We start from the raw sequence: 18,984 nt of genomic DNA, 5'->3' as shown, positions 1-18,984 counted from the left end.
CGATGTTGCACAAGTACTTTTTCTCTTAACCTGCGTCATGCATTCGGTGGAGAGAAAATGATGGATGTTTTGATGGGGCTGATGGCTGCAATATGTTGGGGAGGAACCGATTTCTTGGTGGGTATCAATGCCCGAGCTGTTGGTGTCAGGCGCGCCGTGCTTTTCTCGCAGGCCGTCGGGCTGGTTGTTTTAACCTTGCTGCTGCTGAGCATGCCGTTGCGTGTCTTCGATGTCCCGATTGCTATTTGGGGGCTAGCGTTAGTGGCCGCGGGATTGATCGTGGTTGGGGCGCTGGCCTTATCGCATGCGTTTGCGTTGGGCAAAGCGGCGCTGATAGCACCATTAGTCACCAGCTATGGCGCAGTGACGGCATTGTTGTCCTGGATCAGTGGCGAACGGCTAGGGGTATTCACCGTCCTGGGGCTGGCAATCTGCATGTTGGGCGTAATCTTGACCGCAATGAACGTGAACCGGCAGACAGAAACATCTGCGATGCGACTCCCGCTGTTGTTCGCCCTGTTGGCCTCACTGTGTTACGGCTGCAGTTTCTGGTTACAGGGGCGCTATACCTTGCCGGTGCTAGGGCCAGATCTCAGTTTGTGGATGGGTTATGCTGTTGGTCTGACGGCCCTGTTGATATTCGGCGATCGTAAAAAACTACTAGCATGTCCCAATCTGCGGCAGAGCGGATTATTACTGGCCGCCAGCCTGTTAAACTTAGCTGGTTTCGCAGCTTTTGCCGTGGGAAGTGGCCATGGTTCGCTCTCGGTCGTGACGGTATTAAGTACGCTTTCTGGCGGCGTTGCCGCTCTGTTAGGGGCATTATTACTGGGTGAAAGGTTGTCTGGCGTGCAATGGCTAGGCGTAATGACGGTACTTGCAGGGGCGCTGCTGCTGCAGGTAAATTTACCCGGTGTGTAGTTACCAATTAACCCATAAGGAAAATGCTAATCGATTTCACTCCGTTTAAAATTAGCGATTTAGCGAATAAACGTATGTTGTTAAAAACAGTATTGACATAGTTTGAAAAAGTCGTAAATTAGTATTCAGCAGCGGGAAATTGATAGTTGGCTGCTTAGCTAAATAACAGATTGAAAGGTTATTTTTAATAAGTTGTTTAGTGATGTTGCGATAAAGGCCACGAAGTTCTGTTGTATGGGGAAGTCGTCGTTGAGTAGCAAGTTCGAGCTCACACGACATGCTTTAAGGCCACGTAGTCAGTACCGATGATCGCAGGGTGTGTACCACAACGCGATGATGTAAGGCTCTGTTTCTATAGTATTAATGTTGCAACTTGTTAGTTTTATTGTGTAAGTTTGTTGCAATGAAAGTAAAGCCATGCATCAAAAGTTTATATCGCGAGGGGAATGTACCAGTTTAGCTTACTTTATCTCGGCTAATGATTATGAGATAGGTAAGTCGAAATTCTGTAAATCAGTCAGTATATGGGAGGATGCAGTTAGTTTTTTAACACCCAATATTATCTGTGATAAACAAGTACATTTTTAAGCAGTATCGAAAGTAGTACCTAGTTAGTAAGTTGATTAATGTTGAATTTTAAATCTGCAGTAACCTAAAAGCCCTGGCAAATATTGTCAGGGCTTTTTCGTTTTATCCTTTTGCCAGACCATGACTCGGGTAGTGACCCTCAGCACCTTTTGGAGGATAGCCACTGCCAGAAACTGTCATGTCCAAGCCTTAGCCTAAACGCCTCACTAAAGCGTTCAGGAGGCGTTATGCAAGATTTTACGGGTAAAGTGGCGTTGGTGACTGGTGCTTCCACCGGTATTGGTGAAGCTATTGCTCAAGAGTTGGTCCATCGCGGGGCGAAGGTAGCGATTACTGCCAGAAATAGCGCAAGGCTGGCAGCAACGGCGCAACGTATGGATCCGACAGGTAAATCGGTATTTCCGTTGGTTATGGATGCCCGCGATCCTGAATCGGTGCGCAGTGCGGTAGAGCAGACGCAGGCCCTTGGCGGGCAATTGCATCTATTGGTCAACAACGCCGGAATTACCGGGCCGCATGATGTGCCGCTGAATCAATACCCCATTGAAGATTGGCACGCAGTGATTGAAACCGATCTTGGCGGCACCTTTTATGGAATGAAGTACGGATTACCTGCTATCGCAGCAGCAGGCGGTGGCGCGGTAGTGAATCTCTCTGCCGTCAATGGCATGGTCGGCATTGCGGGCATTGCGCCTTATACCGCGGCCAAGCATGGCATTATCGGTTTGACACGGGCCGCCGCTCTGGAGTTTGCCGATCGGGGGATACGCATCAACGCCGTCGGGCCGGGTTATGTCGATACGCCTTCGATGGCCAAATTACCAGCCTTGGTGCGGGAGGAAATGGCTGCCTCCCATCCGATGGGGCGTATGGCAACGCGTGAAGAGGTGGCGAAAACGGTGGTTTTTTTGCTTTCTACAGACAGCAGTTTTACCACAGGGGCCTTTTACACCATTGATGGCGGTTATACGGCGCAGTAAAACTCCGTAGTGAACGTGATCCCGATCGCCGCGCTACAGGCCACTTTGTGCTGGTGGTCGTCCCGGAGAGCATCGTGACCGTAGTCAGGTTTACCCAGCGAAAGTACTGGGTAAACCCGATAAGGGTTAGTTTATTGACCGCTGTGTTGCTCGTGAGCCTGTTGTTCCAGTTTCACCTGTGCGGCTCGCTTGCGCAGGCCAAACCAGCCAAGTAGCAATAACACGACCAGCGCTGGGATGGTGGCAATAGTCCAGGTGCCATTCGGGTAATCAAAGGCCATCATGATCACCACCGCTAACAGGAACAACAGCGTCAGCCATGAGGTGACCGGTGCACCTGGCATTTTAAACGCCACCGGTTTGGCTTTCCCCGCCTTGATCGCCTTACGCAGTTGCATCTGACAAACGATAATAAACGCCCAAGAGCAGATGATGCCCAGTGAAGCGATATTTAGCACGATCTCGAACACCTGCGATGGCACCAGATAATTCAGCACCACGCCAATTACATAGATGCCGCAGGTCACCAGAATACCGGCGTAAGGTACCTGCTGGCTGCTCATTTTAGCCATCAGCTTTGGTGCTGACCCCCCCATGGAGAGTGAGCGCAGGATACGGCCTGTTGAGTACAGGCCAGAGTTCAGGCTGGAAAGGGCGGCGGTCAGCACCACGATATTCATGATGGTACCGATGTAGGGTACGCCAAGCTTGGAAAAGAAGGTGACAAACGGACTTTGTCCTGCCTGATAGGCGTTCCAGGGTAACAGTAGAACCAGCAGTACCACCGAGCCGACATAGAACAAGCCGATACGCCAGATCACGCTGTTGATCGCTTTCGGCATCATTTTTTCCGGATCTTTACACTCGCCAGCGGCGGTGCCTATCAGTTCGATACCGGCAAAGGCGAAGATCACCCCTTGTACCAATACCAAAGCAGGCAACAGACCGTGTGGGAACATGCCGCCGTTATCGGTGATCAGGTGGATGCCGGTTGTATTACCCGCTACCGGTGTACCGACGCCAAGGAAGATGACCCCCACGACCAGGAACACAGAGATGGCGGCGACCTTGATCAACGCAAACCAGAACTCCATTTCGGCGAACCATTTCACGCCGATCATATTCATGGTAGCCACAATCCCAAGCGCCCCCAAGGCAAACAGCCACTGGGGAACCTCGGCGAAGGTGCCCCAATAATGCATATACAGCGCTACGGCGGTGATATCGACAATGCCGGTCATCGCCCAATTAAGAAAGTACATCCATCCTGCAACGTAGGAGGCCTTTTCACCGAGAAATTCGCGGGCATAGGAAACGAAACTGCCGCTGGAAGGGCGGTGTAGTACCAGTTCGCCCAAGGCACGTAGGATGAAAAAAGAAAAGACGCCACATACCAGATACACCAGCGCCAGTGCCGGACCAGCCATCTGTAAACGTGCACCGGTACCAAGGAATAGGCCGGTGCCGATAGAGCCACCAATGGCGATCATCTGTATCTGCCGTTTACCCATGCTTTTGTGGTAACCGGACTCGTGTGAGTCCAACCAACGCTTTCTCGCCGCCTGCTTGTCATGTGCAGTCGTTTTGTCTGAGTGCATTATTCGTCCTGTTTCCTGTCTGTTTGCATCATGGGAATGAGGTCATGGCAACATTCCGCAGTTTATGGTTGATACTAGTACCGTTAAATAACGGCGAAGCATGCTACCCGTTCTGTGTAATCGAGGCAAAAAAACTGTGGTTCCATTGGCGATTTATCCTGACTGCTTTCTGCTTATATTAAAAAACATTATTCAGTTGGATAGGTTTTAGATAGTCGGGAGGGGACGTTGGGGGATAATTATCTTATGAATTATAAGGTATTTTATCTGATAGACTGCTTGAGAGTAGGTCAGCCAATATGATCTCCCCCTGCCCAACGGATATGTTATCCAGGCAGAAGGAGAGGGTGTCACTCAGGCCGATTCGGCGGCTGGTAGGGCGGAGGTCGGCAGCCCGAATATTTTGTCGAAGGCCCAGTTAAACACAAAGGTATAGCAGGGGATAATCACGATCAGCGCCATATCCAGCAGGAAGGCTTGCACCAGGGAAATTTCCATCCACCAGGCGATCAGCGGGATCAGGTAAACCACCAGCGTCAGTTGGAAGCCTACCGCGTGCAGAATGCGGCGTTTCAGCGTACGGGTGCGTGATGCCTGGCGGCTTTCCCAGAATTCGTACAAGTAGTTGTAAATCAGGTTCCAACTGACGGCAATGGTGGTGATGATCACTGCCAACGGCCCGGTACTGCTGGGGGCGTTACCGGACAGCAGTGCCAGCCCAAGGGCCGAAATGGCCATACCGATAATTTCATATGCGGTCACATAGACCAGTTTGCGTTTCACGCCTTGCATGTTTTTCTCCTGCTTTATTTTTCGTGCCTGATGACGCCCGGCAACCCGATGCGTAAGATAACGTCAATACTATTGATAGAAAAAGTCAGGAGTTGTCAGTTTTACTGACAGGTGAGACGATGAATTTTTCCAGTGACAATATCGAACTGTTTTTAGCCGTGTTGGATCGCGGCTCATTCTCGGCGGCAGCCAGGGCGTTGCGGCGTGTGCCTTCGGCGGTCAGCATGGGGATCGCCAATATGGAGGCGGAGTTGGGTTTTCAACTTTTCGACCGCTCGCATCGCGAACCGGTGCCTACCGCGCTGGCATTGGCACTGGCTCCTCACGCACGCTTGATCGCCGAACAGCTCAAGCAGCTGCAGATCCACGCCATTGAGCTTTCTCAGGGGCTGGAAAGCAGGCTGTCGATCGCTGTGGCATCTGATATCAACAGCAGCGGTCTATTGGCGGCGGTGAAAGCGTTGGCGGAACGCTACCCGCTGTTGGATATCGAGGTGCTGACTGCCCCACAAGATGATGTTTTGCATATGCTGCATCAACAGCGGGTCAGCCTGTGCCTGGCATTCGGCGGGCTGGACGTTAACAGCCAGGAACATTTTCACTATGTGGGTAGCGAGTCGTTGGTGGCAACCATTGCGGCGCAGCATTCGGCCCTGGGCGCTGGCGGTGCCGAGTTGTTTCTGGAGGAACTGGTCAACGTGCGGCAGATCATGGTGGCCAGCCGCGACTTGCCTATGGCCGACAAACGCCCGCAGGTAGCGGAATCCTTCTGGCGCACCGACAGTTTGCCGATGGCGTTAAGCATGGTGGAAGCCGGGCTGGGGTGGGGCAACTTTCCGCTGTCGTTAACTGCGCCATTGCTGGAACAGGGCCGGTTGATCCGCCTGAAATTTAAAAATACCAAAAACGAACTGCGTCTGCCGGTGCACCTGATTTGGCTAAAGAATCAGCCGCAACAGAAGGCGGCCAGGGAGTTGCTGGCGTTGATGACGAGCCCCTCACCCTAACCAGCCGTTGATGATCGAAGCGGTTGGCGGCCAGCAGCTAGGCTATCAATTTGGCAATGGCTGGCGCAGTGAGGCGGAGTATGTGTTCAAAAAGAAAAGCGAATACACCAGCGGCTCCACCACCTTTGCCAGTAGCTATAATCACCACAAAGTGGACGCTGAGCGCCTGATGCTCAATGCCTATCGTGACTACGCGCTAGGGTATGACTTCTCGGTTTATGGCACGGTTGGCCTGGGTATCGCCAAAGTGAAATCCGACGGCTGGCAGGGGAATACCTCGCGCCAATACGCGGCAAGCACGCAAAATAATCTGGCTTACGCCATTGGCGCAGGGATCAGCTATGCGGCCATGGAGCGGCTCAATCTTGATTTGGGCTACCGCTACATGGATATGGGCAAGATTGAAAGTGGCTACAATAACTTTACCAATGCCCGTGGGTTAAAAGATGAGCAAATGAAAGCACGCCTGGTTTCCAGTGAGTTTGCCTTAGGCGTGCGTTACCTGTTCTAGTCTTATCATTGATATCGGGCCGTGAGTTGCGCCCTCGCGGCCTGTACCTGCTGAACAATCCGCTCGGAGGTTCCTCCCCCTGATAGATCGGAAAAACCATCACTCATGCTGCTGTCATGACAGTCACCTCGGTTTTTTGCGGTGAGATAAGTGATAATAGCCGCCATGCGATGCAGATTAATCATTCTGCCATGCCCTGGCGGCGTGGCGTAGTAGAGGAGTAACCGATGTATCAGGATTTTGACAGTGAGTTGAAATGGGCCATGCGTCATATGCCACGTACCCGCGCGGCAGTAGCGGCGTTACCGGATCTGCACGGCGTGCGCCTGGCGTGTAACATGCACCTGGATCTGAAAATGGCCCCGCTGGTAGCCGGGCTGTTGGATAAGGGCGCGGCCATTTATCTCACCACCTGTAACCCGACGACGGTACAGGATGACGTAGTGGCCTGGCTGGAGCGTCACGGTGCCCAAGCGCACGCCTGGCGTGATATGAGCGATGCCGACTGGTCTGAATCTTTCGACCGCGCGCTGGCCTGGGGGCCGACTCATTTGTGTGAGATGGGAGCCGATCTGACCACTCGCCTGCATCAATCTGCCAATGGCCCGCAGATCAAGGCTGGGCTGGAAGCGACCGGTTCAGGCATCAGCCGCTTGGGGGGGATTACACCGCGTTACCCGATCTTTAACTGGGATGACCTGCCGGTAAAAGAAGGGCTGCATAATCGCCACATGGTTGGGCTGACCGCCTGGCATACCTTCTTCCAAACCACCCATCTGACGCTGCATGAAAAATGTGTGGTGGTGATTGGTTATGGGCTGGTAGGCCAAGGTGTTGCAGCCTCTGCCAAAGCTTATGGTGGGCAAGTTATCGTGGCGGAAATCGATCCGGCCCGTGCTTTGCAAGCGCGCTACGATGGTTGGCCGGTAGTTGATTTAGCCATTGCCGTAGAGCAGGCGGACGTGATTGCCACGGCCACCGGAGCCAAAAACGTACTGTCTGCACGGCACCTGGAGCGGGCCAAGGATGGGGTGTTTATCCTCAACGTTGGGCATGTCGCGGAAGAGATCGATGTCGGTTTCCTACAAGGCCTTCCGCACAGTGAGCCAATGCCATTTGTGAATGCTTACCAACTGGCAGACAAAACGCTGTATCTGCTGGCCAACGGGTCAATGTTCAACTTGACGGCAGGCTACGGCGACAGCCTGAATGCCTTCGATGTGACCCTGGCCGTGATGGCCGCCGGTATCGGGCATATTGTCGGGGCAGGTGAGCAGCATGTTGCCGGATTGTACCTGTTGCCACAATCAGCCTGGCAGCCAGCGCTGTAACTTTTACCTCGCGGGCGTACAACCCAGTACGCTCGCGGGTTGCATAAATTTTGCGCCGATAGATTTTGTCACAAATAGCTACTCACAATCACAGTGCAATTCTATACCCCTCACTTATAATTCAACGCAGTCGGTTCTCTCCTCCGTTACAGAGTAATACATGTGAAAATCCGTGTTTTGGTTCTAACCCTGCTCGCGTTGCAAGCCGGTACTGGACTGGTGCCGAGTGCATTCGCCAGCAATAAAACCGCCGCAGTGCAGGCAACCCAGCCTGAGCTGGCTTCTGGCAGTGCCATGGTGCTGGATATGCAAACGCATCGGGTGATTTATTCACGTAACCCCGATGAAGTGGTGCCTATTGCCTCGATCACCAAGCTGATGACGGCGATGGTGACGCTGGATGCCCACCTGCCGCTGGACGAAATGCTGTCGGTCGATATCAGCCAGACGTCAGAAATGAAAGGGGTCTACTCCCGGGTGCGTTTGAACAGCGAAATCAGCCGCAAGGATATGTTGCTGTTGGCGCTGATGTCGTCGGAAAACCGGGCCGCGGCCAGCTTGGCGCATCATTATCCAGGGGGCTATAACGCCTTTATCAAGGCGATGAATGCCAAGGCGAAAGCGCTAGGCATGACCAATACGCATTACGTTGAACCGACCGGGCTATCGATTCATAACGTGTCCACCGCGCGTGACCTGACCAAGCTGATGTTGGCGACCAAGCAGTACCCGCTGATCGGCCAGTTGAGCACCACTACCGAACGGATGGCGACCTTCAAGGATCCCAACTATACGTTGCCGTTTCGCAATACCAACCACCTGGTCTACAACCAGAAATGGAATATCCAGCTGACCAAAACCGGTTTTACCAACCAGGCCGGGCACTGCCTGGCGATGCGTACCGTGATCGGTAACCGCTCCGTTTCGTTGGTGGTGTTGGACGCCTTTGGCAAATATACCCACTTTGCGGATGCTAGCCGCCTGCGTACCTGGATTGAAACCGGCAAAGTAACGCCGATCCCTGCGGCTGCGCGGGATTATCGCCGCCAGAAAGATGCCGCCCTGGCGAAGAACGACACGGAATAAAGTGTTATTTAGCCTGCCGCCTGTCGCGGCAGGCTATCGCTTCCCCATTGCGCAAAATTCACGCTTTCAGCCTGTACCTACAATAAAATCATTAAGATTTCCCCTCTTCATGTTTTCAACACGCTATGCTAAACCGGTATGGCTATCTCACCCATGATAAGGAAAGTGCATTTTGGCAGGCAGTAGCTTATTAACCCTGATCGACGACATTGCTTCGTTACTGGATGATGTTTCGCTGATGACGAAAATGGCGGCCAAAAAGACCGCCGGAGTGCTGGGAGACGATCTGGCGCTCAATGCCCAACAGGTCAGCGGCGTTAAGGCCGATCGTGAAATCCCCGTGGTGTGGAAGGTGGCCAAGGGCTCGTTTATCAACAAGACAATCCTGGTACCGCTGGCATTGCTGATCAGCGCTTTTGCCCCTTGGGCGATTACACCGCTGCTGATGGTCGGTGGGGCTTACCTTTGCTATGAAGGGTTTGAAAAGGTTTACCACAGCCTGACGCACCGCAAGGGCGCAGAGGCAGAAGAGAAAGCGGAACTGGATACCAGTGAGGACGTTGCGGTCTATGAACAGCGCAAAATCAAAGGCGCCATTCGTACCGACTTTGTACTCTCCGCCGAGATTATTGCCATCACGCTGGGGACCGTAGCCGGAGCCACCTTTAGCCAGCAGGTGATCGTGCTGTGTGGCATCGCCATTGTGATGACGGTTGGGGTATACGGCATCGTGGCAGGCATCGTCAAGCTGGACGATCTGGGGTTTTACTTAGCTCGTAAGAGTAGCGCGTTAGCACAATCGTTAGGGCGCGGTATCGTCAGTGCGGCACCTTATCTGATGAAAACGCTGTCGGTGGTGGGGACCCTGGCCATGTTTATGGTGGGGGGCGGGATTTTGACCCACGGCTTACCGCCAGTGCATCACCTGTTTACCGACTGGGCGAGTTATTCTGCGGTGGTACCTGGCGTAGGTGCGATCCTGGGGGGCCTGACCCCAACGCTGCTGAATGCAGTGTTCGGCCTGATTGCCGGTGGCGTTGTGATGCTGGTGGTCTCTGGGGTGAGTTCGGTGCGTGCTCGTTTTAAGGCTTGATGCAAAGAGGATATGGTAGACCATTCTCAATCAACTCTCTTACCACCATTGGGCGCATTGATGCGCCCAATGGTGGATAGAACTAGAAGATCAGTTTGAACACACCGGTAATGGTCAGTAGGCCAACAATAAAGATAATCGCAATAATCCACAGAAAAATTTTCATCCGTCTCTCCCGACTGTTTATGTTTAGTGAATGCGTGAATGCACGCTAAGATCGCTAAGCCACGACAGAATTAACTATAGATGAAAATCAGCAGCTTGCCCGGAGGGGCCTAAGGCAGCGTATGGCTGCCGTCATTCAGTGACCGCTGCATAATGTGGGTATCCAGCCAACCGCCAAATTTAAACCCAACGCCGCTTAGGGTGCCGATGCTGGTGAAGCCTAGCTTACGGTGTAGGGCAAGGGAACCAGCATTACCTGCGGCGTCGCCAATCGTTGCCAGCATTTGCCGCCACGGGCCATGTTCACAGCGAGCAATCAATGCGCCGAGTAATGTCTTGCCAATACCGTGCCCTTGCAGGCCTTCGGCGACATAGACCGAATTTTCGATGGTATAGCGATAAGCAGGTCGCGGCCGATACGGCGTGGCATAGCAATAGCCCACGATGCGGTCTTCCATCTTCGCCACCAACCATGGCAACCCCACAGCCAAGACGTTATGGTGGCGCTGTTGCATCTCCTCCAACGTCGGGGGCGTTTCTTCGAACGAGGCTGGCCCGTAAAGCACGTGATGGGCATAAATCTGTTGAATGGCGGCCATATCCTCAGTGCTGGCATCGGAAACGCTTAGCGTTGCCAGCGGTGGGGTTGCAAGTGACATAGTGCTCCCTTTTATGATGAGAAATCAGAGTACCAAGGCATTATGCTCTGTACCTGGCGGCAAGATAAATTGGCTTTTTGTCTGGCGGGGATAAGAAAAAATGATGGCATTTTCATGCTGAGAAATCTGTTAAGTGAAGAAAAGTATGTTATTGCGTTAGGTGTTGCCCCTCACCCTAGCCAGCCTGACGTTACGTGAGGGTCAAGCAGGGAGGTGGTGAATTTTTGTGAAGTGTTGCAGGCACCAACAACCGGCACCTGCAACAGATAGTGGGGGAGTTACCAGCCTTTGACTGCACCGCCGTTGAAAATCTTCTCTGCCGCTTTGGCGACTTCATCGGACTCGTAGGCTTTCACGAAGTTCTGCACGTTCTGCGCATCTTTATTATCTTCGCGCGCCACCACGATATTGGTGTACGGCGAATCTTTATCCTCGATAAAAATCCCGTCTTTGGTCGGCGTCAGGCCAATCTGGTTGATGTAGGTGGTGCTGATCACCGCCACCGCGACTTTAGGATCGTCCAATACCTGGGGCAGTTGTGCACCTTCCAGTTCCATAATCTGGTAGTTGTGCGGGTTGGCACTGATATCCAGCGAGGTTGGCAGCAGACCTTTGCCCTGCTTGAGTTCGATCAGCCCAACCTTTTTCAACAGCAACAGCGCTCGGCCCAGGTTGGTAGGATCGTTCGGGATAGCAATTACCGCGCCGTCCTGCAACTCTGACAGCGATTTGATCTTTTTCGAATAGCCAGCCATTGGGAACACAAAGGTATTACCTACCACCACCAGTTTGTAGCCGTGATCTTTATTTTGCTGTTCCAGGAAGGGGCGGTGCTGGAATACGTTGGCATCCAGTTCGCCTTTGTCGGTGGCATCATTGGGTAGCAACGAACCGCTAAAGCCAATCAGCTCCACGTCCAGGCCATATTTCTCTTTGGCCACCCGTTTGGCGACTTCTGCCACGTCCTGCTCGGCACCGTTAATGACGCCAACCTTGATATGGTTTTGATCGGCCTTCTGATCGCACCCTTGTAATAACAACGTTGCTGCTAATGCTGCGGCCAAGGCGGTGCAGCGCCAAACAATTGCCATGAGTGACTCCCTGTAAAAACAATAAGATCGGTCAGTGTTGTGTCAACAGCTAAACCTATGGCCGTAGCCAAGTCAAATCCTGGTTAAGCACAATTTCTTATAGCTCATAACGCGGCGATCAGCGTGGCCGTAACACCACGATGCCCGGCGTATTCAACACATAGCTGGCAAACGCCGAGTCCATCACTTTGTGGTTTTCCGGGCGTGAAGAAGCATGGCGCAGCACCGGCCCATTTTGGGTCATGATAAAGAAACCGGTATGGGTAACGTCCAGCCCAGCAAGCTTGGTATAGATGCCGATATAATCGCCGGTCTGTAATTGGCTAATCACCTGCTCATCGATAAATTCGCTGGGGATATAGGTGACGCTGCGCTCGGTGACCGCGACGCCAGGCAGATAGAGCTCGCCATCCGCCTTGCGGTTGAGCTGTTTGACCACGGTGACGGCATGCGGGCTGAGTTGCGCGGTGACGTCGTCGGCAAGGATCTGGCGGGTGTGCGCCCAGTCGGTGAAGAAATGCTTGCGCTGCGGGAAACTGACGTCACCATTGATATAGCGCGTCTGAATCACATTTTCGACGAATTCGTTTTCGCTGGTGGCGGTTCTGAGCGCCTGCACGTAATCCAGATAGGTAAAGCAATCTACCCCACGGAAATCGATCACCAATTGTTCCGCAGTGGTGGCGGAACCGATCAGCCGGTTGGCTACGTAAGGGGTTTCCAGGAAAGTCTGCGAGAGCAACTCAATGGCCCGCCCTTTATCTATATCCGGTACCGCCGCATGCAGAGCCAGCGCAGCCTGCAATCTGTTTACTGTGTAATCGTCCATTACTATCGCCATTGTCAGAGGTTTCACCTGTTGCGGTAGTGATTCTACCGGGATTTTGGCCGGTTGTTTACCGCTGCAACCCATCAGCGTCGTACTCAATATTATCAGGGCCAAGCCACGCATTCCTCTCTCCCCAGCGATCATTGGTTTGGCCAGTATGGCGTGCGCAAAGTAAACCCAGCGTCACCCAAAAAGCGGTAAATCAATAGCCCACTTCATTATTGAACGGCAAATACCAGAACAATGCGATCTCATGATCGGCAATGCCCGGTTGCCCACGATAGAGTAAATGATCGATGCCACCGAGCACAAAGCCATAGCGCTGATAGCAGTTGCAGGCGGTCAGATTATTGTTTTGGGTTTCCAGCATCAGCCCGGCGGTGTCCTGCTCCCTTGCCCAATGACGTGCGGCATCCAATAGCGCCGTGGCTATGCCTTGGCGACGAGCGTGGCGGCTGACGGCAATCTCCTCGATCAGCGTATAGTCGTTCCAGTTTTTGCTGAGTGTGATATGCCCTACGGCTTCCCCTTGGTAACGAGCGAGGAAGGTCTCCCCATCGTCATTGAGGAACGGGGCCAGCGGGTAGACTTTATTGAAAGGAGCCACTGGCTGAGTCGGCCACAGCTCGACTGGCTTATCAAAACAGGGCTGGGCGTAACAGGAGACGGCAAAGGAAAAATCACCGTATTCCAGGTAACCGAAGGGGAGTTCGCTGATGATTTCGATGCTGATCGCCTGATGCAATTATTCCAGCTCCCTTAGCAGCCTGGCGGGGTTGCCCGCATAAATGCCTTTGCGGGTGATGCTCTTGCTGACTACGGCACCAGCACCAATCACCACGTCATCGCAGATTTCCACGGCCAGTATGGTGGCGCCAGAACCGACAGAAACCCGGTTGCCGAGCCGCGTGTGTCCCCAGCTTGCCGGGTCGGCGTTAGGGGTTCCCCCTTTGAACAGATCGTTGGCAAACATCACGCCGTGGCCAATAAAGCAATCTTCGCCCAAGGTCACGTATTCACAGATAAAGCTATGCGACTGGATCTTGCTGCGCGCGCCCACGCAGACGTTCTTCTGGATCTCGACAAACGGGCCGACAAACACGTCGTCCCCCAACTGGCAGCCATACAGGTTGCTGGGCTCGATCACCATCACGTTCTGCCCGGCCTGCACGTTATTAATCCCGCTTTGGCGAGTGCGGATCTTGGTTGTCATGGTCTCCCTCCATCAAGTAACGCAACATATTGATTATAGTGCAGAGTAACCCACAGGCCGCTGACAGCGTACGTTTTTTCAACCAAAGACTATAATTGATACAGGGCAGAGAGCCTGATAGCCGCAACCCTTGCGCGGTGTCTGAACCGCCAGTGGTGTGTTTTCCGTTCGCCGATCGCGGTTGGCGGCGAAATGAGGAGGTGTCTCATGGTCAATCATGTCTGGGGTCTGCTGGCCCATCCCAACGTCGAGTTGAAACAGATCAAAAGCGAGAATGAATCCGTCTCGCACCTGTATACCCACCACGTGCTGTTAATGGCGTTGATTCCGGTGGTCAGTGCATTTATCGGGACCACGCAGCTGGGCTGGCTCTCTGGTCAAGGGCAGGCAATCCGCCTGGATATCTTCACCGCTCTCTACACCGCCGTGGCGTTTTATCTGTTGATGCTGGCTGGCGTGGCGATCATGGGCAAGGTGATCCACTGGATGGCGCGGCGTTATGAGTCACGGCCAAGCCTGCATCTGTGTATGGTCTTTGCGGGCTATGTGGCGACTCCGATGTTCCTCAGCGGATTAGTGGCGCTGTACCCGGTGGTTTGGCTGTGCCTGTTTGTCGGGATTATCGGCCTGGCTTATTCGGGCTATCTGCTGTATCTCGGCATTCCTCATTTCCTGAATATCGATCGCAAAGAGGGGTTTATCTTCTCCAGCTCGACGTTGGCTATGGGCATCCTGTTGCTCGAGCTGTTACTTGGGCTGACCGTACTGCTGTGGGGGTATGGTTCCTGGTTATTCTGAAGTTAGCGTGATTTTTGCCCCTCATACCCTGCGGTATGGGGGGCTTTCCTTAATAGGCTAGCTGTTGCTTACCACCACCAGCTTCTGGTTCACAAACTCCTTAATCCCCAGATCTGACAACTCACGGCCAAAGCCGGAACGTTTCACACCGCCAAACGGCAGCTCGGGTGCGGTATCGGTTAATGAGTTGATATACACCATGCCGGTCTCAATGCGTGAGGCCAGCTTTTTGGCTCGTTCAATATCAGTACTGAAGATGGCCCCGCCTAGCCCGTAATGGGAGTCGTTGGCCAGCTTGACGATCTCCTCGTCATCTCTCACCACATAGACCTGCGCCACCGGGCCGAAGAACTCGGTGAAATAGGCCGGATTATCGCGGCTGATATGCGTGAGGATGGTGGGTTCAAAGAAGTTGCCTTCGTGCTGTAACGCTTTGCCGCCCAGGTGTAGTTTGGCCCCTTGTTTCACCGCGTCATTGACCTGCTCGATCAGCCCTTCCAGGGCAGACTTGGAGGATAGCGGCCCTAAAGTGGTGGTTTCATCCAGCGGATCGCCCATTTTCACATTTTTGAAATGCTCGGTGAGCTGTTGCAGGAAGGCCTTTGCCACTTTCTCCTGCACGATAAAACGCTTGGCGGCGGTACAGACCTGCCCGGCATTGTTGAGCCGTGCCTGTGCGCCCACTTTGGCGGCCTTCTCGAGATCGCAATCGTCGAGCACGACGAAAACGTCGTTACCCCCCAGTTCCAGCGTAGCTTTTTTCAGCTTCTTGGCTGCCTGAGCCGCCACGATGCTGCCCGCTTTTTCCGAACCGGTCAGCGCCACACCTTGCACCCGAACGTCGGCGATGATGCTTGCCACCTGATCCTGGGAAATATACAGGTTGGTATAGGCCCCTTTGGGCGCTCCGGCCTCATGCACCAGCTTCTCGAACGCTTCGGCGCAGTGCGGCACGATGCTGGCATGTTTGACCACTACCGGGTTCCCGGCCGCCAGGTTAGGGGCGAGCACGCGCATCAGTTGGTAGAAAGGAAAGTTCCAAGGCTCGACCGCCATCAACACCCCGATGGGATGATGTTCGACCCAGGCCTCACCCAGGCTGGACTCATAGCTTACCGGGGCCAGGAATTTTTGCGCATTATTGGCGTAGTAACGGGCAATTTGGGCACACAACTTTACTTCGCCACGGCTTTGCTCGATCAGCTTACCCATCTCAACGCTGGCAATGTTCGCCAGTTCCTCTACCCGGCTCTCCATCAGATCGGCCAGCTTATGCAGCACGGGTAAACGCTGGTTGATTTCGCCCTTGGCCCAGTCGGAATGATACAGCGCATCTGCCTGGGCCAGCGCCAGCTCCAGCTGATCGTCGTTATGCGGGGTATATTCTTTAATTAGCTGATTGTTAAAGGGGTTTACTGTCTGGTATGGCATGAAGTGCTCCTTTCGTCGCTCATGTTGACGCCTGACAGACGCCTTATTCAGAACATTAAGTCTAGACGACAGGGCAGAAGAAGAGGGGCATAAAGAGCGATAGCGCGCCAGTGCCCCGTGGTCAGGGGACTCTGGCGACAGGATAAAATGTTACTGGATATTGTTACCCCAGTGTTTTTGCTTACTGGTTTTGCCAATGCCGGGATTAAAACTGTTGGTGGGATCGGCATCCTGATAGAAGGCCTGCAAATCGGCCTTGGCATGATACAGATGGCCGACGTTGTGCTCCGCTGGATACTCTGCACCACGCTGATTGAGGATCTCCAACATTTGCTCTTTCAGCGCATGGCTGTCCGCACCTTTTTTCACCACGTAATCCTGATGGAACACGTGACACATAAAGTGGCCGTAATACAGCTTGTGCACCAACTGGTTGTCGATTTCCGGCGGCAGGGTTTCGAACCACTCGGTATCGTTGCGGCGTAGGGCGATATCCAGCGCCAGAATGTCCTCTACCTGGTCGGCATGTACCGCGTGATAGCGCACGGCGGCGCCCGCAGCGGCAAAGCGGTGCAGGAACGCTTTCTTACCTTCTTCTGGCGTGCAGACGAAAAAGTCACCTTCGGCCTGGGCAAAGTAATTTTGCAGATACTGTTCGGCCTCAGCCACACCCGGCCCGGCCATTTTCAGCAGCAGATGGTGTTCAAAGCGCTGGCGATACTGTTTCATGCGCGGCGGCAGATGGTTGGGGGCCAGCGTGCTCAGCTTTTGCATCAGGTTGTCGGTGAGGTTATGCGGTAACAGCGGCAGTTTGTTCAGCGTGGCATCCACCCGGCCTTTCAGGGTGAAGAAGCGCGGCATTTGATCGGTGCCGAGCTTATCGATCATCATAAAGGTGTCTTTGCCATACACCTCGGCGATATCGAAAATGTCGCGGTGCATATATTCCCCGGCCACCGGCAGATTTTCAAACAGGCTCAGCATATGGCGGCGCAGCTCGGTCAATACTGCGGTGTCGTTGGTGCCGATATAGAACACCTGCTCTTTATCTTCTTTGGCAAAGGTGTCCAGACGTACCGCAAACACCGCCAGCTTACCGGCACAGCCAGAAGCTTCAAACAGGCGGCGTTTATCGGCGTTAAAGCGGGAAGGGGTATCGGCATCGACATCGCGCACCCGGCTGGCGTATTCGTTATCCGAAGCGCGCAATTCGCCATGTTCAACATCGGTTGGTCGGTAATCGCCCTTTTCCAACCGCGTAAGGATCTCTTCCGGCGTATCGCCTAGGTTAATCCCCAGATGATTGACCAACCGTAACTGACCATCGGCGTCCAGCTTGGCGTACAACGCCATTTCGGTATAGGCCGGGCCGCGCTTGACCAGCGAGCCGCCGGAGTTGTTACACACGCCACCGATCACCGAAGCGCCGATGCAGGAAGAGCCGATCACCGAATGCGGTTCGCGGCCATAAGGTTTCAGTAACCTTTCCAGCTTATTGAGCGTGCTACCAGGGAAGCCGATCACCTGCTTGCCGTTGTCCAACACCTGAATATGATCGAGCCGCAAGGTGCTGATGATCACAATCTCACGGTCATAATCCTCGCCGCTGGGGGTAGAGCCTTCGGTCAAGCCGGTGTTGGCCGCCTGCATAATCACAATCTTATCGGCGGCGACGCAGGCTTGCAGAACCTGCCACAGTTGCAGCAGACGGGTAGGGAACACGACGGCCAATGCTTTGCCACCGCCGGAGCGGAAACCTTTGCGATAACGTTCGGTGCTTCGCTCGCCGGTCAGCACTTGCACGTTGCCAACGATATTCTTCAACTGAGTGATAAATGCCTGCGTCATGACCCTCTCCATGTCCCCGCCTGGCTGCAACGGGGTTTAATGTTTAATAGCGTTCCTGATATCCCGCCTCACGTTCTTCTGCGCGTAGCGTCAGGATCTCCACGCCGTCGGCGGTGACCGCCACGGTGTGCTCCCATTGGGCGGAAAGTTTTTTATCGCGGGTGACCACGGTCCAGCCATCTTTCTTCTGTTTGATGCGGTGGTCGCCCTGGTTAATCATCGGTTCGATGGTAAACACCATCCCTTCCTGCAACACCGTACCGGTTCCTGGCTGGCCGAAGTGTAGCACCGCTGGGCCTTCGTGCATTTCACGGCCAATGCCATGCCCACAATATTCCCGCACTACGCTGTAACCCGCCTGTTCTGCATGTTGCTGAATGGCGTGGCCGATGTCACCTAGCGTAGCACCAGGTTTCACTGCCCGGATGCCTTGCCACATCGACTCATACACATTGTTGACCAGGCGCTTGGCAATCGGGGTGGTTTGGCCAATACAGTACATCTTGCTGGAATCGGCAATAAACCCATTGTTTTCCAGGGTGATATCCACATTGACGATCATCCCTGAACGCAGAATTTTGCTGGCCGACGGGATGCCGTGGCAGATCACCTCGTCGATCGAGGTATTGAGCACGTAGGGGAAATCATACTGGCCCTTGCTGGCAGGGCGTGATTTCAGCTCATTGACGATAAAGGCTTCGGTAAGGTCATTGATCTCCATGGTGGTGATCCCTTCGCGGATCACCTCATCGAGCATGGCAAACACCTTGGCCAGCAGCGCGCCGGAGTGGCGCATGATGGCAATCTCCTGCGGCGTTTTAATCACAATCTCTTTCACCCAACAATCTCCTTTAGCGTCAGCGTGTTATCTTTCATCATTTTCTTTACCAGTTGCGGATAGGTCAGCTCCGGGTTCAGCTCTGCCAGCATACCGATCCTGATCCAGTGTTCCGCCTGTGCGTTGATAGAACGTGACATGGTCAGGCTGGCGAGCCTGAGATCGTCATGTAGCGTCTCCGAGATTTTTACGATCCCCATAGCAG

General features: G+C 53.7%; 19 protein-coding genes and 1 pseudogene. 8 read left to right on the top strand and 12 right to left on the bottom strand.

Annotation, left to right across the window (positions count from 1 at the left end; all coding sequences use genetic code 11):
- Positions 1-57 precede the first annotated feature (57 nt).
- Complete coding sequence (locus tag KAJ71_RS13145) at positions 58-921, top strand: EamA family transporter (protein ID WP_248946141.1); 864 nt, start codon at positions 58-60, stop codon at positions 919-921.
- An 815-nt stretch (positions 922-1,736) separates the two neighbouring features.
- On the top strand, positions 1,737-2,489 hold the full coding sequence (locus KAJ71_RS13140; protein WP_248946140.1) for an SDR family NAD(P)-dependent oxidoreductase: 753 nt from the start codon (positions 1,737-1,739) through the stop codon (positions 2,487-2,489).
- 131 nt (positions 2,490-2,620) lie between these two features.
- On the opposite strand, the gene ansP is transcribed toward KAJ71_RS13140, so the two are convergent.
- Both ansP and KAJ71_RS13130 read right to left on the bottom strand, forming a co-directional pair.
- A complete protein-coding gene (ansP, locus tag KAJ71_RS13135) occupies positions 2,621-4,087 on the bottom strand; it encodes an L-asparagine permease (RefSeq protein WP_248946139.1) in 1,467 nt (488 codons plus the stop codon).
- A 354-nt stretch (positions 4,088-4,441) separates the two neighbouring features.
- Positions 4,442-4,879 (bottom strand): PACE efflux transporter, encoded by a 438-nt coding sequence (locus KAJ71_RS13130; protein WP_248946138.1) that lies wholly within the window; start codon positions 4,877-4,879, stop codon positions 4,442-4,444.
- 119 nt (positions 4,880-4,998) lie between these two features.
- Between KAJ71_RS13130 and KAJ71_RS13125 the strand changes: the two genes are divergently transcribed.
- From KAJ71_RS13125 to KAJ71_RS13105, 5 genes and pseudogenes are all read left to right on the top strand, one after another.
- Entirely contained in the window at positions 4,999-5,886 is an 888-nt protein-coding gene (locus KAJ71_RS13125) for a LysR family transcriptional regulator (RefSeq protein ID WP_248946137.1), read from the top strand.
- 34 nt (positions 5,887-5,920) lie between these two features.
- A pseudogene (locus KAJ71_RS13120) lies at positions 5,921-6,397 on the top strand (outer membrane protein); the annotation flags it as partial.
- 227 nt (positions 6,398-6,624) lie between these two features.
- On the top strand, positions 6,625-7,728 hold the full coding sequence (locus tag KAJ71_RS13115; RefSeq protein WP_248946136.1) for an adenosylhomocysteinase: 1,104 nt from the start codon (positions 6,625-6,627) through the stop codon (positions 7,726-7,728).
- A gap of 156 nt (positions 7,729-7,884) precedes the next feature.
- Positions 7,885-8,814 carry a D-alanyl-D-alanine endopeptidase gene (gene pbpG / locus KAJ71_RS13110; RefSeq protein WP_248946187.1) on the top strand — a complete coding sequence of 310 codons (930 nt, stop codon included), beginning with the start codon at positions 7,885-7,887 and terminating at the stop codon, positions 8,812-8,814.
- Positions 8,815-8,986: 172 nt separating this feature from the next.
- The gene (locus KAJ71_RS13105) at positions 8,987-9,907 is read left to right on the top strand and encodes a DUF808 domain-containing protein (RefSeq protein WP_248946135.1); all 921 of its coding nucleotides are present in this window, start codon (positions 8,987-8,989) and stop codon (positions 9,905-9,907) included.
- An 82-nt stretch (positions 9,908-9,989) separates the two neighbouring features.
- Here the strand turns inward: KAJ71_RS13105 and KAJ71_RS23715 are convergent, their stop codons facing one another.
- From KAJ71_RS23715 to KAJ71_RS13080, 6 genes are all read right to left on the bottom strand, one after another.
- Positions 9,990-10,073 carry a small membrane protein YohP gene (locus KAJ71_RS23715; protein WP_023654377.1) on the bottom strand — a complete coding sequence of 28 codons (84 nt, stop codon included), beginning with the start codon at positions 10,071-10,073 and terminating at the stop codon, positions 9,990-9,992.
- A 109-nt stretch (positions 10,074-10,182) separates the two neighbouring features.
- Positions 10,183-10,731: a GNAT family N-acetyltransferase gene (locus KAJ71_RS13100; protein ID WP_248946134.1), complete on the bottom strand. Its 549-nt coding sequence runs from the start codon at positions 10,729-10,731 to the stop codon at positions 10,183-10,185.
- A gap of 278 nt (positions 10,732-11,009) precedes the next feature.
- Entirely contained in the window at positions 11,010-11,822 is an 813-nt protein-coding gene (locus tag KAJ71_RS13095; RefSeq protein ID WP_098928156.1) for a MetQ/NlpA family lipoprotein, read from the bottom strand.
- Positions 11,823-11,940: 118 nt separating this feature from the next.
- Positions 11,941-12,774, bottom strand: a complete 834-nt coding sequence (locus KAJ71_RS13090; RefSeq protein ID WP_248946133.1) for a DUF1460 domain-containing protein — start codon at positions 12,772-12,774, stop codon at positions 11,941-11,943.
- A 79-nt stretch (positions 12,775-12,853) separates the two neighbouring features.
- Positions 12,854-13,396, bottom strand: coding sequence for a GNAT family N-acetyltransferase (locus tag KAJ71_RS13085; RefSeq protein ID WP_248946132.1), 543 nt, complete (start codon positions 13,394-13,396; stop codon positions 12,854-12,856).
- Positions 13,397-13,864 (bottom strand): acyltransferase, encoded by a 468-nt coding sequence (locus tag KAJ71_RS13080; protein WP_024485763.1) that lies wholly within the window; start codon positions 13,862-13,864, stop codon positions 13,397-13,399.
- A gap of 207 nt (positions 13,865-14,071) precedes the next feature.
- Here KAJ71_RS13080 and KAJ71_RS13075 point away from each other — a divergent pair, with 207 nt between their 5' ends.
- On the top strand, positions 14,072-14,662 hold the full coding sequence (locus KAJ71_RS13075) for a Yip1 family protein (protein WP_248946131.1): 591 nt from the start codon (positions 14,072-14,074) through the stop codon (positions 14,660-14,662).
- Positions 14,663-14,719: 57 nt separating this feature from the next.
- Here KAJ71_RS13075 and KAJ71_RS13070 read toward each other — a convergent pair whose 3' ends face one another.
- The 4 genes from KAJ71_RS13070 to KAJ71_RS13055 form a co-directional block, all read right to left on the bottom strand.
- Complete coding sequence (locus tag KAJ71_RS13070; RefSeq protein ID WP_248946130.1) at positions 14,720-16,093, bottom strand: NAD-dependent succinate-semialdehyde dehydrogenase; 1,374 nt, start codon at positions 16,091-16,093, stop codon at positions 14,720-14,722.
- A 150-nt stretch (positions 16,094-16,243) separates the two neighbouring features.
- Complete coding sequence (gene dld / locus KAJ71_RS13065) at positions 16,244-17,941, bottom strand: D-lactate dehydrogenase (protein ID WP_248946129.1); 1,698 nt, start codon at positions 17,939-17,941, stop codon at positions 16,244-16,246.
- A 43-nt stretch (positions 17,942-17,984) separates the two neighbouring features.
- Complete coding sequence (map, locus tag KAJ71_RS13060; RefSeq protein ID WP_248946128.1) at positions 17,985-18,779, bottom strand: type I methionyl aminopeptidase; 795 nt, start codon at positions 18,777-18,779, stop codon at positions 17,985-17,987.
- Positions 18,776-18,979 carry a ParD-like family protein gene (locus KAJ71_RS13055; protein ID WP_248946127.1) on the bottom strand — a complete coding sequence of 68 codons (204 nt, stop codon included), beginning with the start codon at positions 18,977-18,979 and terminating at the stop codon, positions 18,776-18,778. The genes map and KAJ71_RS13055 overlap by 4 nt, the downstream gene beginning before the upstream one ends.
- Positions 18,980-18,984: the final 5 nt, after the last annotated feature.

The sequence above is a fragment of the Serratia silvae genome, assembly GCF_023282985.1.
In the GTDB taxonomy this organism is placed as follows: Bacteria; Pseudomonadota; Gammaproteobacteria; order Enterobacterales; family Enterobacteriaceae; genus Chania; species Chania silvae.
Note: the sequence above shows the minus strand (reverse complement) of the source record. Positions and strands in the feature narration are given on the sequence as shown.